Raw genomic sequence first — 14,080 nt, forward strand, 5'->3', positions numbered from 1 at the left:
TTGTAAAAGCGCCAAATTTTGCGGAAATCTAGCATAGTCGCCGGACGCAGCATGGTATTCTTGGGTACACAGTGCCCAAACCACATCATGCTTAACGTACCATGGTTGCGTTAACAAATACCAATCCGTCACAGAAGCCCAAGCTTCGGGAACCAGCTACCCGCTCAGCGCATAGCTGGCAACAGACTCGCCTTGACTTTCGCCACGGGGAACCGCGGGATGCGCACAAACCAACGGGAGGGCATCGCGATGACAGCACGCAAACTTGGGGTGATCGGCGGCAGCGGTGTTTATGATATCGACGGCCTTGCAGATCCCGCCTGGGTGACCCAGGAAACCCCCTGGGGGGCGCCCTCCGATCAGTTCCTGACCGGTACGCTTGACGGGCTGGACATGGTGTTTCTTCCGCGCCACGGACGCGGACATGTCCATACGCCAACCTCCGTACCCTATCGCGCCAATATCGCCGCGCTGAAAATGCTGGAGGTCACGGATGTGATCTCCGTCTCCGCCTGCGGGTCGTTCCAGGAAAAGATGGCCCCCGGCGACTTTGTCATCGTGGATCAGTTCATCGATCGCACCATGGCGCGCGACAAGACCTTCTTTGGCCCGGGTTGCGTGGCCCATGTGCCGTTGGCCCATCCCACGTGTCCGCGGCTGAGCGCCGTCTGTTCGGGCGCCGCAAAAGCCGCCGGCATCACCGTTCATGATGGCGGCACCTACCTGGCGATGGAGGGTCCCCAATTCTCGACCCTGGCCGAGAGCAGACTTTATCGGGAGCAATGGGGCTGCGACGTCATTGGGATGACCAACATGCCGGAGGCCAAACTGGCCCGCGAAGCAGAGCTTTGTTATGCATCGGTCGCGATGGTGACGGATTATGACTGCTGGCATCCCGATCATGACGCCGTGGATGTGGCTCAGGTAGTGCGCGTCCTGCAGCAGAATGCCAATAACGCCAAATCCATGGTGGCACAGATTGCAGGATCGCTGGGGGAATATTCCCCCTGCCCCTATGGCTGCGACCGGGCGCTTGATTTTGCGATCATCACTGCGCCGAATGCCCGCGACTCGCGAATGGTGGAGGATTTGCGGGCCATTGCAGGTCGGGTTCTGTGACCGGGCGCCTCATGGGTCTGGGTATGGCCCTGCTGCTGACCGGCACCGCCGCGCCGGCGCAAGACGCGGACCCGCCACAGGTGGATGGCTATGTCATGGGGGCCGGGCGTTGGACCTGCGAACGCGCCCGCACCACGTTCGAAACCGGAACAGAGGTCGACCAGGGCCAGTTATTCGGCTGGCTGATGGGCTATTGGTCCGCCGCCACCCAAGGCGGGACCTCGGAATTCATCACCACGGTTCAGGAGGCTGGCGGCAAGCGCATTGCAGAAATCACGTTGACCGAATGCGCCAAGCAACATCCCGAAACCTCTATCATTGCCGTTACCGAAGCCCTGATCGACAATACACGCGAGACACCATGAAAACCGTTCAAGATTACATCCGTACCATCGCCGACTTTCCCCATGAGGGGATCATGTTCCGCGATGTCACCACGCTTTTTGCCGATCCCAGGGGGTTTCGCATGGCCGTCGATCAGATGCTGCACCCCTATGCCGGGACGCCCATCGACCGGGTTGTGGGTCTGGAAGCACGCGGCTTCATCCTGGGCGGGGCCATCGCGCACCAGCTTTCGGTCGGGTTCGTGCCGATCCGCAAGAAGGGCAAGCTGCCCGGCACGACGATTTCTGAAAGCTACACGCTCGAATACGGAGAGGCAGTGGTCGAGGTTCATGACGACGCCATCGCAGCGGGGGAACGGGTCTTGCTGGTGGATGATCTGCTGGCCACCGGCGGTACGGCAGAGGCTGGCATCAAGCTGGTCGAACGACTGGGCGGCCAGATCGTCGGCTGCGCCTTTGTGATCGACCTGCCCGATCTGGGCGGGCGTGCCAAACTTGAAGCCATGGGAATGGAGGTGCATGCGCTATGTGCCTACGGCGGGCATTGACACTGCGGATTTGGTTGTCTGGGAAGGCTTGGTAGCGGAGGAGGGACTTGAACCCCCGACACGCGGATTATGATTCCGCTGCTCTAACCACCTGAGCTACTCCGCCGCAAAGCCACGTCGTCCTAGTGGAGCCTTGCTGGGCCGTCAAGCGCAAATCAGACCCGTCAATATGGCCTTTGCGCAAGGGCGCTCTATGCTGGCACGCACCAGATGAAACCCTGTTGGAAGAGTTGATGGATACCTGGCCGAACGCTTTGGAGACCACCCTTGATGAGGTTTGGCGGCGTTTGATCCGCGGTGTTGCGGATCGGCGCGCACCGGCCCGCCATCCCACGCTTGCCACGACGAATATCACGGGCGGCGCGGAGGCGCGTACGGTTGTCCTTCGGCGCGCGGATCGCGAAACGGCCACCGTTGATTTCCACACAGATGCGCAATCGACGAAAGTGTCGGAGCTAAAGGCAAATCCGTCAGCCAGCCTGCATATCTGGGAGCCCAAGCCTCGCCTGCAGATCAGGCTGCGTGTGCATGCCCACCTGCTCACCGGCACGGTGGCGGAGGAAGCTTGGGGCCGCGTCCCCGACGGCTCCCGGTCGGGCTACGGCGCCACGCCACCGCCGGGCTCTGCCATTGATGCGCGCGATGCCTTTGTCACAGCACCGGGGCCGGAACGGTTCATGGTCGTGCGATGCGAGATCAGGAATATTGATACCCTTTGGCTCGGCGATACGGACCATCGCCGGGTCCTCTTTGAGCGGTCCGATAACTGGGCCGGAAGTTGGCGCGTCCCTTAGACCGCAAACATCGGAAAGCTGACAGCGATCGACCAGGCCAGCAGCACGGCCAGCCCTAAACCGGATGCAAGGCCGCCTTGGCGACGACCGAGCCATCCGGCCATTGAGCCATAGACCAGGAAAAACAGGACGATCACGGGCAGCACCATCATCATCAAAAACAGGCGATCCGGGCCAAAGACGACGGCCAGGATCAACGATCCGATCACCGCCACCCGCGCCCACAATCGTTGCCAGACCGGGGCCGTTCCACCCCCCGTAGCAAGCCCATCGGCCACCATGCACGGAATGGTTCCAACCATCAGCAAGGGGATCATGGCAAGCCGTTCCATATTCGGCATGAAGCTGGCGCCGTAGCGATCAAGCGCCAAGCCGAATACGCCCAACCCATAGGCGATCAACACGATTGCAGGCCAAACCGGGCCGCGCGTCAGTCGCCGCCCGCACCATGCCAGAACAATCATTTGCAAAATGCCGTAGGCCGCAAAATGCCAGGTCAGGTAGCCCACAACCTGAACCGGCAACAGCCAGGCACTCAACGCCGAAGCAATCACGGGGGCTGTCCCCGCGGGGACAAGCGTGACCAGCGCGATCTGCCGCCAGTTCAGCGGGTCGGGGCGGGTGACCCCCACTGGGAGAGCCGTCAGAACCGGCCAGGCGGCGATGAACGCACATGACACAAGCAGGACAACGAAGAGGCCGTAGTTGTCTGTCACCGGGCCATCGGACGACCGGTCAAAGGTCAGATCCAGAAATGCCCGCGCCTCCGTCAGAGATGTGGCAGAATACAATACGCCCACATGTTCGGTACGGGGGGCAAAAACCGCACGACGCCAGACATTCTCGGCTTCGGCGGTCTCTCCCTCTTGCGCGGCGGGGTCGACCATCTGCAAGGCGGTGCGCCCAAACTCCCTCAGATGCGGCTCCCATTCGCCAGACAGGATCAGCATGCGGCCTGGCTCCGACGCGGTGATCGCCTGGGAATACATCGACACAGCCACCACTCCATCCACATCAGGGTTGCGCAACGCTTCGCGGATGATCACATCGGTCGACATTGAATGGCCCAGCAACGCGACATCCCCCGACATACCCGGCAAATCCCGACCAGCCGCGATCACGGCGGAGAGCTCATCCATCAAGGCGCGGGTGGTGCCATCGATTTCGGTCACCTCCGGCGACATGGGCACCGGATTGCGTCCATGCCCCTGCAGATCATAGGACAGAACCGCATAGCCGGACCGGGCGAGCGTCAGGGCAAAGGCCTCCATGAATTGCCGCGATCCGGCAAAACCATGGGCCAGGATCACCAAAGGTACGGGGGCGTCAGCCTGCGGCCCGGCATAAAGCATGGCCGGGGTCGTGCCGATGGTCACGATGGTTCTGTCGACCGACCCGCGCAACCGCTCCAGCTGGGTCACGGACCAAAGGCCCAAGCCAAGAGCCAACACGAGCACACCCCATCGTGTCATATGTCTGGGATGCATCAGCTTGTTCCTTGCGCTTGGGTCGGGCTATCACGCGATGGACATAGCGGAGCCTTCGAGGATGGACACCCCTCTTCCCCTGACCCGAGATCTTGTTTTTATGGGCGGTGGGCATGCCCATGCCCTGGTTCTGCGGCAATGGGGGATGCGCCCGCTGCCGGGTGTCCGTGTGACGCTGATCAACCCTGATCCCGCTGCGCCCTACACCGGTATGTTGCCCGGCCATGTGGCTGGTCACTACGCCAAAGACGAGTTAATAATCGATTTGGTGCGACTGGCCCGTTTTGCGGGCGCGCGACTGGTTCTGGGCCGTGCCATGGGCATGGATCGGGAGGCCAAGCTGATCCATGTGCCGGGGCGTCCGCCGATCCGGTACGATGTCGCCTCCATCAATGTGGGGATCACCGCCGATATGCCGGATCTGCCAGGCTTTCGGGACCACGGTATCGGGGCCAAACCGCTGGACCGGTTCGCAGCCAGATGGGACCAATTCGTGGCGGACGTCACCCATGGCCGCAAGCAGGGCCGGATCGCCGTTATCGGAGGCGGTGTGGCGGGATGTGAACTTGGGCTGGCGATGGCGCACCGGCTAGAGGCACTGGAAGCCACACCGCATATCAGCATTGTCGAACGTGGCAGGGTCCTGGACGGGATCAGTGGCACGGCACGCGCCCTTCTCTTTGAACGGATGCGGGTCGCTGGCATTCGCCTGTTCGAGAATATCGTCATTCGGGAGGTTCAGGCTGATCGCGTGCTCAGCATAGCGGGGCAGTTGATCCCGGCAGACCTGACCATTGGTGCGGCCGGCGCCCGCCCCCACGACTGGGTCGCGGAACTGGGATTGGCCAATCAAAACGGATTTCTGACCGTTGATAAATACCTGCGCTCTATCACGGATCCAAGCATCTACGCTGCGGGGGATTGCGCCACGATGCTGGATGCACCACGGCCCAAAGCCGGGGTTTTTGCCGTGCGTCAGGCGCCGATCCTGTACCGTAACCTGCGCGCCGACCTGAGCCGCGCCCAGCGCACGGCCTACAGACCGCAAAAGCGGTTCCTCAAACTGATCTCTCTGGGCGCAAAAGATGCCGTGGCAGAGGGTTACGCCCTGGCGCCCTCCGGTCCCTGGCTATGGCGGTTGAAGGACAAGATCGACCGGGACTTCATGGAAAAATTCACCAACCTGCCTGTCATGCCCAAGCCCGCCCCACCGCGGGAGGCAGCGGTGGGCGTGTCAGCCGCCTTAGATGCACAGCCCCTTTGTGGCGGATGCGGGTCCAAGGTCGCCTCCGCCACACTGACCGCAGCGCTGGACCGGCTTCCGGCGGTACAACGGGCGGATGTCACCATCGGGCCTGGGGATGATGCCGCCATCCTGACGCTTGGGGACAAGCGCCAGGTTCTGACGACGGATCATTTGCGCGCGTTCAGCGATGACCCTGTCCTGATGACCCGGGTCGCAGCGACCCATGCGCTGGGGGATGTCTGGGCCATGGGCGCCGCCCCCCAGGCCGCAACAGCCAACATCATCCTGCCGCCCCTGTCCGGTCCGATGCAGGCTGCAACGCTGAACGAGATCATGGAAACCGCGACCCACGTGTTTCGGGCCGCAGGGGCAGATCTGGCCGGTGGGCATACCACGGTCGGCGCGGAACTGACCGTGGGCTTTACCATCACCGGCCTATGCGATCAGCCGCCCGTGGGACAGGACGGGGCCCGCGCTGGCGATGCCCTGGTGCTGACCCGCCCTATAGGTGCGGGCACGGTCCTCGCCGCGGAAATGCAGGGCCGCGCCAAAGGGGACTGGGTCGCCAATGTCTGGAGGCATATGACCCAGCCACAGGGGGCCGCCGCTCGCATTCTCGGCCATGCCCATGCCATGACCGATGTCACTGGCTTTGGCCTGGCCGGTCACTTGCTGCGCATGTGCCAAGCCTCCGGCATCGGGGCACAGATCCATTTGGCAGATATTCCTATCTATCGCGGTGCGACAGACCTCGCATCCCGAGGCATTCGGTCGACCCTCTACGCGGCCAACAGACAGGACAGCGAAGCCTATTTGAACGATCTGCAAGAGACACCCGCGTCATGGCTTTTGTTCGATCCTCAAACGGCGGGTGGTCTGCTCGCCGCCGTTCCGGCCGACGACGCCCAGCACCTGATCAAACAACTCCGGGGCGCCGGGATGCAGGCTAGCCAAATCGGGCAGATGGTCGATGGTCCACCAGCGATCACCCTACGGTGACGGTTACAACGTGTCTGCCAGCCCCATGATCCGGGTCGCGGCCCGATCGATCCCAGCAGGATCAAAAGTCACTTTGATCTCGGCAACCGGGTCGTGACCACTTCCGCTTTTGGCATAGCGCGCGTCGTAATGCCGGACGATCAAGTCATGGGCGAGGGTCGTGAATTCCTGCGCGTCGACCAAATCCATCCAGGCGGCCAGCCTCTCCCGGCCGACATAGGGCAGCAACTTGCCCAGCAGCAGCTTCAGATCATCGGGTTTTGCCACAAGATCCCGGTAGGCGCGGGCCAGATAGCCGGCCCGTTGCGCGGGGGAAGCGACCAATCGGATCCGCGGTGCCGCGCGCATGGCCGACCACAAGGTCGGCGGCACCAACCGCGCGCCAACCTTGCTAGACTCCGCCTCCACAAAGACAGGCAGGGCCGGGTCGATGCCGGACATCTCCGCAATGATCGCACTTTCAAATCCCTTTTGCGCCGGTTGCCCATCCGGCCTTGGCCCCAAGACAGAGCCGCGATGATTTGCCAACCCTTCAAGATCAAGGACCTGACCCCCCAGGGCTTTGATCCGGTGCAGGATCTCTGTCTTGGCGGTGCCGGTATGGCCATCCACCAGAACGACGCGATGCGGCAGGTCAGCTTTGTACAGGCAATCGACAACGGCACGGCGATAGGTCTGATATCCCCCTTCCAGAACCTCGACCCGCCACCCGATCTGCGACAGGATTGACCCGAACGATCCCGACCGTTGCCCACCACGCCAGCAATAGACCAATGGCTGCCATCCGCCATCCTTGTCCGCGAGGGCCGTTTCCAAATGACAGGCCGCATTTTTGGCAACCAATGCCGCGCCGATCTTGCGGGCCCGAAAGGGGCTGTCTTGTACGTAAATCGTGCCAACCTCGGCCCGCTGGGCATCCGTCAGCACCGGCAAGTTGATCGCGCCGGGCAGATGATCTTCGGCATATTCCGAAGGGCTGCGCACATCGATCACAGTGTCAAAGGGCAGCGCGGCAAGAGTCGTCAAATCAGGGAGAGTGTAGGCCATGGCCCAGCAATAGCGTTAAAGAAAGCGAACAAGAACCCAGGCCACCAGACCAAGCTGAACAAAGTTGATGCCGACAGAGGCGCCGTGCAGCGTGGCAAAGCGGCGTTTCGCAACATGCTCCCCCGCCAGTTGCCGGTCCCGCGCGTCATTGATCATGGGCATCAGCTTTTGACGAGACATGACGCCAAGCACCGCAACGACGATCAGCAGCATCGCGCTTAGCCAATCCCGGGCGAGCAGCATGCCACCGGCCACCACAGCGGCACCGATCACGAACAGATAATACCAGGGAAAGGCCTTGCGGATCAGCGGCCCCGCCGTTTCGGCAGGCAATGCGTTGAACAGAAATGGCGCAAAGCCAAATGAGTAAAGCGTCATGCCCCCAAACAGAAATGCCGTCATCAACAAAGCCAAGACATCCATGGCCGCCTCCATCATCCGCGTCTGTCCGAAAGATAGATCAGCCCTGCCCCAAGTCAGGGGGCCGCGGCCGTCAGTTCGACCTCGACCAGAAACTCGGGGCGGGTGAAGCCAGACACGATGACCAGGGTCGAGGCGGGCAAGTCATCATTCGGCACCTCGGCCAGCCAGGCATCGCGCGCCGCCATGTAGGCCGTCATATGGGCCCTGTCAGTCACGAAAGCATTCAGGCGGATCGCGTTTTCGGGCGCCATGTCACCCTCGGCCAGGATCACCGTCAATGCCTTGAAAATAAGATCCGCCTGTCCGCGCGCATCCGGCGGTATGCTCTCATCTGGCGCAATTCCCAACTGGCCAGACGTCACCAGAAACCGCCAGTCGGCGGGCACGCCCACACCATGGGCATATCTGGCAAAGGGCGGTCGAATCGAAGGGGCAGTCAGGATCTTGCGCATGGTGAAGTGTCTTCCACGTCGGCTGGCACAGGCCACAATGGCATATCGCGGCTTTCCCTACCAACGCGCGAACAGGCGCCTAAAAACCGGGCAGCGCGATCAGGTTTTGCTGGTTTTGTTCGCAACTCATCGTAAGCTACCCCACAGAAATGGGCCGCCCGGTGGCACCCCACAGGCTCCACCGGCAGGCTACGCGCGAATGAGCGTATCTCGGGGGAGTATCTATGACCAAATTTTTGACCATCAGCCTTGCCACCTTGGCACTTGCCGGTCCCGCCATCGCGGATGGCCATGCAAAGAAGGTCGTCTTTGGCACAAACTGGTTGGCACAGGCAGAACATGGCGGTTTTTACCAATCCGTGGCTGACGGCACCTATGCGGAATGTGGCCTCGATGTCGAAATCGTCTCGGGCGGGCCCCAGGTGAACAACCGGCAACTGATGCTGGCGGGCAAGATCGACTTTCACATGGGCGGCGACATGCTCCAGGCCTTTCTGGCGGTGAAAGAAAACATTCCGGTCGTGGCTGTGGCCGCCATTTTCCAAAAGCATCCCCAAGTTATCGTGGCCCATCCCGGTGAAGCCGAAAGCTGGGAAGATCTCAAGGACCTGACCCTCCTGATCGGCGACAATGGCTACCAAAGCTATTACCAGTGGATGATCGCCGAACATGGCTTCACCGCCGAACAACGGGAACCCTACACGTTCAACCCCGGTCCCTTTCTGGCGGATAGCAAGAAAGGCATGCAGGGATACCTCAGCTCAGAGCCCTATCTGGTGGAAAAGGAAGGCGGGTTCAAACCCAACATCTTCTTGATCGCCGATAACGGATATTCCAGCTACGCCACAACGATTGAAACGATGGCCGACACCATCACCAACACGCCTGAGGCCGTAACCTGCTTTGTCGAAGGATCGATCAAAGGGTGGTACAGCTACCTTTACGGGGACAATGCCGCCGCGAACGAGGCCATCAAGGCCGCGAACCCCGAAATGACCGACGACAAGATCGCCTTTGCCATCGACAAGATGAAAACCGAAGGCATCGTCGAATCCGGTGATGCAGAAACCATGGGCATCGGCGTAATGACCGAAGAGAAAGTTGGCGATTTCTTCAACAAGATGGTCACAGCGGGTGTCATCGACGAAGGTATCGATTGGAAAGCGTCGTTCACCACCGATTATGTCGGGGAAGGCGTTGGCATGGACCTGAAACCCAGCAACTGACCCTTGCGCGTGACCGGTCGGGCGACCCTCGGGGTGCCCGGTCGCATCTGTTGGAGCCGTTCTACATGCAAGCCCCCCTCCCCCTAGGATCGCGTCCGCCTGTCTTGCGGATGTCAGCCGTGGACAAGGTGTTCGGGGCCGACATCGTGGCATTGAAAGGCATGCAACTAGACGTCAATCAAGGTGACTTCATATCTTTGCTCGGCCCGTCCGGCTGCGGCAAATCAACGGCCCTGCGCCTGATCGCGGGGCTGATGACGCCAACCACGGGGCGTATCGAATGGTCCGGCGGGACAGGGCAAGGGGACCTTGGCGTCGTCTTTCAGGAACCGACCCTGATGCCGTGGACCACCGTGGCCAAGAACGTGGCCCTGCCATTCCGCCTGCGCGGCAAATCAGGGGCCGAAGTGGCTGACGCCATCCGCAACGCCCTGGATCTGGTCGGATTGTCGGGGTTCGAAAATGCCTATCCGCGCGAACTATCGGGCGGCATGAAGATGCGCGTTTCCATCGCCCGCGCGTTGGTTACCAATCCGAGGCTGATCCTGATGGATGAACCCTTTGCCGCCTTGGACGAAATCACACGGTTCAAGCTGAACAACGATCTTCTGGACCTGAAAACCAAAACGGGCTGCACCGTGATCTTCGTCACCCACTCCGTTTTCGAAAGCGTGTTCCTCAGCGACCGTATCGTTGTGATGGCTGCCCGCCCGGGTCGCGTCATCCGTACGCTGGAAGTAGACGAACCCTATCCCCGGGCCGAGGCGTTCCGCACCACGCCCGAATATGCCGCCCATTGCCGCGCCGCCTCCGACGCGCTGCACGACGCCATGGGAATAGCGGCATGACCATCGCCAGCGACGCCCCGACCCCGACGATGGACAGCGAAGAACTCCGGCGCGCCCGCCTGGCCCGGATCCAACTGGTCGCCAAATGGACCCTCCCCGTGATCGTAATGGCGCTGACCCTGCTGGCCTGGCACCTCTATGTCACGATCAACGAGGTTCCGCATTACATCCTGCCAAGCCCAGCCATGGTGTTCCAAACGATGTTTACCGATTGGGGGCTGCTGTCAGCCGCGGCTTGGGTCACCACAAAATTGTCGCTTTATGCCCTGGCTTTGGCGGTGATCGGTGGCGTGGCCCTCGCCGTGCTTTTCACCCAATCGAAATGGGCGGAGATGTCGTTTTTCCCCTATGCCGTGATCCTGCAAGTGACGCCTGTCATCGCGGTGGCACCCCTGATCCAGATCTATGTCGACAGCGCCTTTGCCGCCGCGTTGATCTGTGCCTGGATCGTGGCCTTCTTCCCGATCCTGTCGAACACCACGATTGGCCTGAAAAGCGCAGACCATAACCTGCGCGACCTGTTCACGATCTATGGCGCCACACGCTGGCAACGGCTGATTTTCCTCGACATCCCCTCCGCCTTGCCTTTCTTCCTGGGTGGCCTGAAAATCGCAGGCGGGCTCGCCCTGATCGGCGCGGTTGTGGCAGAGTTTGTCATCGGCCGCTCGGGCACTGGCCTGGGTCTCGCTTCGACCCTGCTGGAGGCAAGCTACCGCTACAACTTTGCCCGGCTCTATGCCGCCCTTTTCCTGATCTCCGGCTTGGGTATCATGATTTTCGCGGCGACCTCCTTGATCTCGCACCTGTCGCTGCGCAAATGGCACGAGAGTGCGCTGAACAGGGAGAGTTGATGGAGTTTCGCGTTCTGCCCAGCGGCCCCGTGACCCTCCAAAACGTCCACATCCCCGCCTGCTTTCTGGATCAGCCCGGTGACCTGATCCGGACCGAGATTTCCCTGGCCGATGGCAAAATCGCCGCCCCGCAGGCGATTGCTGTCGATATGGGCGGGGCGATGGTTTTTCCGGCCTTTGTCGACATGCACACCCATCTGGATAAGGGGCATATCTGGCCGCGCTCCCCCAACCCGGACGGCACGTTCATGGGCGCGCTGACAACCGTGGGCCAGGATCGTGTGGCGCACTGGACAGCCGAAGATGTGCGTCGCCGGGCCGATTTCGCGCTGCGCTGCGCCTATGCCCACGGCACCCGCGCGATCCGCACCCATCTGGACAGCGTGCCGCCGCAAGATGACATCACCTGGCCCGCTTTTTCCGACCTGCGCGCCGAGTGGACAGGTCGGATCGATTTGCAAGGCGTCTGTCTGATCGGCTGCGAAAAGTTCTCCACCGATGGCGAGTTTCGCCACACCGCCGATCTGGTCACCGAACATCGCGGTGTCCTGGGTATGGTGACCTACCCGGTCGATGATCTGGCAGAGCGTCTCACCGGTTTTTTGACCATGGCCGCCGAACGCGGGCTGGATGCCGATTTCCACGTGGACGAAACCATGGATCCGTCCAGCGAAACTTTACGCGCGATAAGTTTGGCCGTGTTGGAGACGGGTTTTGCTGCACCCGTCACCGTGGGCCATTGCTGTTCCCTGTCCACGCAAGACGAGGCGCGGGCCATGGACACGTTGGATCTGGTCGCGAAAGCCGGATTGAGCGTGGTCTCCCTGCCCCTGTGCAACCTCTACCTGCAAGATCGCCACAGGGGCCGAACCCCGCGCAATCGCGGCATCACCCTGGTGCATGAAATGGCCGCACGCGGCATCCCCGTCAGCTTTGCCTCCGACAATACCCGCGATCCGTTCTACGCCTACGGCGATCTGGATATGCTGGAGGTGATGCGCCAGGCCACCCGGATTGGCCATCTGGACCATGCGGGCCACGACTGGCCCCGCGCCTTCACGACCCATCCCGCCGCGGCCTGTGGATTTTCGGCGCCCAGCCTTGCGGTCGGATCGCCGGCCGATCTGGTGATCTGCAAGGCGCGGAACTGGACCGAGCTGTTTTCCCGCCCGCAATCGGACCGGATCGTGCTGCGGGAGGGCCAATCGATTGACCGTACCCTGCCCGACTATGCCGAGCTTGACGACCTGATGGAGCCTGCATGACACCCAACATAGACGCCGCCAAAGCCGCCCTGTCGCACCTGGAGATTGACGACAATCCCACATCGCTCAAGGCCAAAAGCCGCGATTTCTTTTGGTATTCACCCGTTCTGAAGGCCCGGCTGGACCATTTGGTGGGCGATTTCGTCGTCTCGCCCAGGAGTGAGGCCGAGGTGATCGAGGTCCTGCGGGTCTGCTATGCCCATGACGTGCCGGTAACCACCCGGGGTGCGGGCACAGGCAATTACGGGCAGGCCATGCCACTGGCGGGCGGCTGCATCCTGCACCTCAAAAACATGGCCGCGGTGAAAGAGATCCATCCCGGCCGCGTCATCGTCGAACCCGGCTGCCTGCTGAAAGACCTCGACACCGCCTGCATCGCAGATTCGCAACAGGAAATCCGGATGTTCAGCAGCACCTGGGCCACGGCGACGATTGGCGGGTTCATTGCGGGCGGCTCTGGCGGGGTCGGATCCTGCACCTGGGGCTCGCTGCGGGATCTGGGGAACATCCTGCGCTTGCGGGTCGTGACGATGGAAGAGGAACCGCGCGTTCTGGAATTTACCGGCCAGGAACTGGCCCGGGTCAGCCACGCCTACGGCACGAACGGGATCATTACCGAGGTCGAGGTTCCACTGGCCCCCGCTTATGACTGGGTCCATCTGTTCGTGGCCACCGATGACTTTGCCGAGGCGGCTTTGTTCGCCCAGGATATCGCGAACGAAGACGGCATCCTAATCAAGCTGGCCACCGTGTTCGAGGCGCCCACGGCCCATGAATACTTTACGCGCGTAAAGCCCCATGTGACGGCAGAAACCAACCTCATTGGCCTGATGGTTGCACCCCATGCCATGGATGCCTTCCAAACCTTCCTGGCCCGGCGCCCGGGGTGCCGCCTGATCTACCGCTCGGATGATGAGAGCGGTTGGGACCGCTCCCCGGGCCTGGTTTTCGAATATGGCTGGAACCACACAACTTTACGCGCGCTAAAGGTTGATCCGTCGATCACGTATCTGCAGGTGCGATATGGCTTTCCCGATCACCTGGAGAAGATCGAACAGATCCGCGCGGCCTTTCCCGGGGAGTTGCTACAGCACCTGGAAGCCCTGCGCGAAAACGGGAAGGTCATGTTTGCAGGTCTGACACTGGTGAAATTCACCACCGAAGAACGCCTGGACGAGATCATTCGCCACCATGAGGATATCGGCGCCATGATCTTTAACCCGCACCGCTACACCTTGGAGGAAGGCGGGCGGCAAACGGTCGATGACCGGCAATTGGCCTTCAAGCGGGAGGCCGATCCGAAGGGGCTGTTGAATCCCGGCAAGATGATCGCCTGGGACGATCCGAACTGGGCCTTTGACCGGATGTATAGTTACCCCAATATCAAGGCCGCGGAATGACCGGCGGGCGGGGATTGGGGGCAGTCTGCCC

The 14,080-nt window shown here is 61.5% G+C and carries 14 protein-coding genes and 1 tRNA gene; 10 read left to right on the top strand and 5 right to left on the bottom strand.

All coding sequences use genetic code 11. The features are described 5' to 3' along the window. The first annotated feature begins 249 nt into the window (after positions 1 to 249). Genes IU397_RS17930 through IU397_RS17940 form a run of 3 tightly spaced genes read left to right on the top strand, consistent with a single transcriptional unit; the run spans position 250 to position 2,011 of the window. On the top strand, positions 250 to 1,119 hold the full coding sequence (locus tag IU397_RS17930; protein ID WP_204416415.1) for an S-methyl-5'-thioadenosine phosphorylase: 870 nt from the start codon (positions 250 to 252) through the stop codon (positions 1,117 to 1,119). After that, the gene (locus IU397_RS17935; protein WP_204416417.1) at positions 1,116 to 1,484 is read left to right on the top strand and encodes a 5'-methylthioadenosine phosphorylase; all 369 of its coding nucleotides are present in this window, start codon (positions 1,116 to 1,118) and stop codon (positions 1,482 to 1,484) included. Before IU397_RS17930 ends, IU397_RS17935 begins: the two co-directional genes overlap by 4 nt. Beyond that, a complete protein-coding gene (locus IU397_RS17940) occupies positions 1,481 to 2,011 on the top strand; it encodes an adenine phosphoribosyltransferase (RefSeq protein WP_204416419.1) in 531 nt (176 codons plus the stop codon). Before IU397_RS17935 ends, IU397_RS17940 begins: the two co-directional genes overlap by 4 nt. Positions 2,012 to 2,040: 29 nt before the next feature. Here IU397_RS17940 and IU397_RS17945 read toward each other — a convergent pair. Next, a tRNA-Met gene (locus IU397_RS17945) sits at positions 2,041 to 2,117 on the bottom strand. Positions 2,118 to 2,244: 127 nt separating this feature from the next. Here IU397_RS17945 and IU397_RS17950 point away from each other — a divergent pair. After that, a complete protein-coding gene (locus tag IU397_RS17950; protein ID WP_204416421.1) occupies positions 2,245 to 2,805 on the top strand; it encodes a pyridoxamine 5'-phosphate oxidase family protein in 561 nt (186 codons plus the stop codon). On the opposite strand, the gene IU397_RS17955 is transcribed toward IU397_RS17950, so the two are convergent. Continuing rightward, positions 2,802 to 4,292 carry an alpha/beta hydrolase gene (locus tag IU397_RS17955; RefSeq protein ID WP_204416423.1) on the bottom strand — a complete coding sequence of 497 codons (1,491 nt, stop codon included), beginning with the start codon at positions 4,290 to 4,292 and terminating at the stop codon, positions 2,802 to 2,804. The genes IU397_RS17950 and IU397_RS17955 overlap by 4 nt on opposite strands. 61 nt (positions 4,293 to 4,353) lie before the next feature. On the opposite strand from IU397_RS17955, the gene selD reads away from it, so the two are divergent. Then, positions 4,354 to 6,537, top strand: coding sequence for a selenide, water dikinase SelD (gene selD / locus IU397_RS17960; RefSeq protein WP_204416425.1), 2,184 nt, complete (start codon positions 4,354 to 4,356; stop codon positions 6,535 to 6,537). 3 nt (positions 6,538 to 6,540) lie between these two features. Here the strand turns inward: selD and mnmH are convergent, their stop codons facing one another. The 3 genes from mnmH to IU397_RS17975 are packed head-to-tail and all read right to left on the bottom strand — an operon-like array spanning position 6,541 to position 8,459. After that, on the bottom strand, positions 6,541 to 7,584 hold the full coding sequence (gene mnmH, locus IU397_RS17965; protein WP_204416427.1) for a tRNA 2-selenouridine(34) synthase MnmH: 1,044 nt from the start codon (positions 7,582 to 7,584) through the stop codon (positions 6,541 to 6,543). 15 nt (positions 7,585 to 7,599) lie between these two features. Beyond that, positions 7,600 to 8,007 carry a DUF4149 domain-containing protein gene (locus tag IU397_RS17970; protein ID WP_204416428.1) on the bottom strand — a complete coding sequence of 136 codons (408 nt, stop codon included), beginning with the start codon at positions 8,005 to 8,007 and terminating at the stop codon, positions 7,600 to 7,602. A gap of 53 nt (positions 8,008 to 8,060) precedes the next feature. Then, the gene (locus IU397_RS17975; RefSeq protein WP_204416430.1) at positions 8,061 to 8,459 is read right to left on the bottom strand and encodes a RidA family protein; all 399 of its coding nucleotides are present in this window, start codon (positions 8,457 to 8,459) and stop codon (positions 8,061 to 8,063) included. 224 nt (positions 8,460 to 8,683) lie between these two features. Here IU397_RS17975 and IU397_RS17980 point away from each other — a divergent pair, with 224 nt between their 5' ends. The 5 genes from IU397_RS17980 to IU397_RS18000 all read left to right on the top strand — a co-directional run bounded on the left by IU397_RS17980 (position 8,684) and on the right by IU397_RS18000 (position 14,049). After that, a complete protein-coding gene (locus IU397_RS17980) occupies positions 8,684 to 9,685 on the top strand; it encodes an ABC transporter substrate-binding protein (protein WP_204416432.1) in 1,002 nt (333 codons plus the stop codon). A gap of 110 nt (positions 9,686 to 9,795) precedes the next feature. Further along, a complete protein-coding gene (locus IU397_RS17985) occupies positions 9,796 to 10,533 on the top strand; it encodes an ABC transporter ATP-binding protein (RefSeq protein WP_204416562.1) in 738 nt (245 codons plus the stop codon). Then, positions 10,530 to 11,384 carry an ABC transporter permease gene (locus tag IU397_RS17990; RefSeq protein WP_204416434.1) on the top strand — a complete coding sequence of 285 codons (855 nt, stop codon included), beginning with the start codon at positions 10,530 to 10,532 and terminating at the stop codon, positions 11,382 to 11,384. The genes IU397_RS17985 and IU397_RS17990 overlap by 4 nt, the downstream gene beginning before the upstream one ends. Beyond that, positions 11,384 to 12,649 (top strand): cytosine deaminase, encoded by a 1,266-nt coding sequence (locus tag IU397_RS17995; protein WP_204416436.1) that lies wholly within the window; start codon positions 11,384 to 11,386, stop codon positions 12,647 to 12,649. The genes IU397_RS17990 and IU397_RS17995 overlap by 1 nt, the downstream gene beginning before the upstream one ends. Continuing rightward, on the top strand, positions 12,646 to 14,049 hold the full coding sequence (locus tag IU397_RS18000) for an FAD-binding oxidoreductase (RefSeq protein ID WP_204416438.1): 1,404 nt from the start codon (positions 12,646 to 12,648) through the stop codon (positions 14,047 to 14,049). The genes IU397_RS17995 and IU397_RS18000 overlap by 4 nt, the downstream gene beginning before the upstream one ends. The last annotated feature ends 31 nt before the right edge of the window (positions 14,050 to 14,080 follow it).

This window comes from Actibacterium sp. 188UL27-1 (genome assembly GCF_016901225.1).
Taxonomy (GTDB): domain Bacteria; phylum Pseudomonadota; class Alphaproteobacteria; order Rhodobacterales; family Rhodobacteraceae; genus 188UL27-1.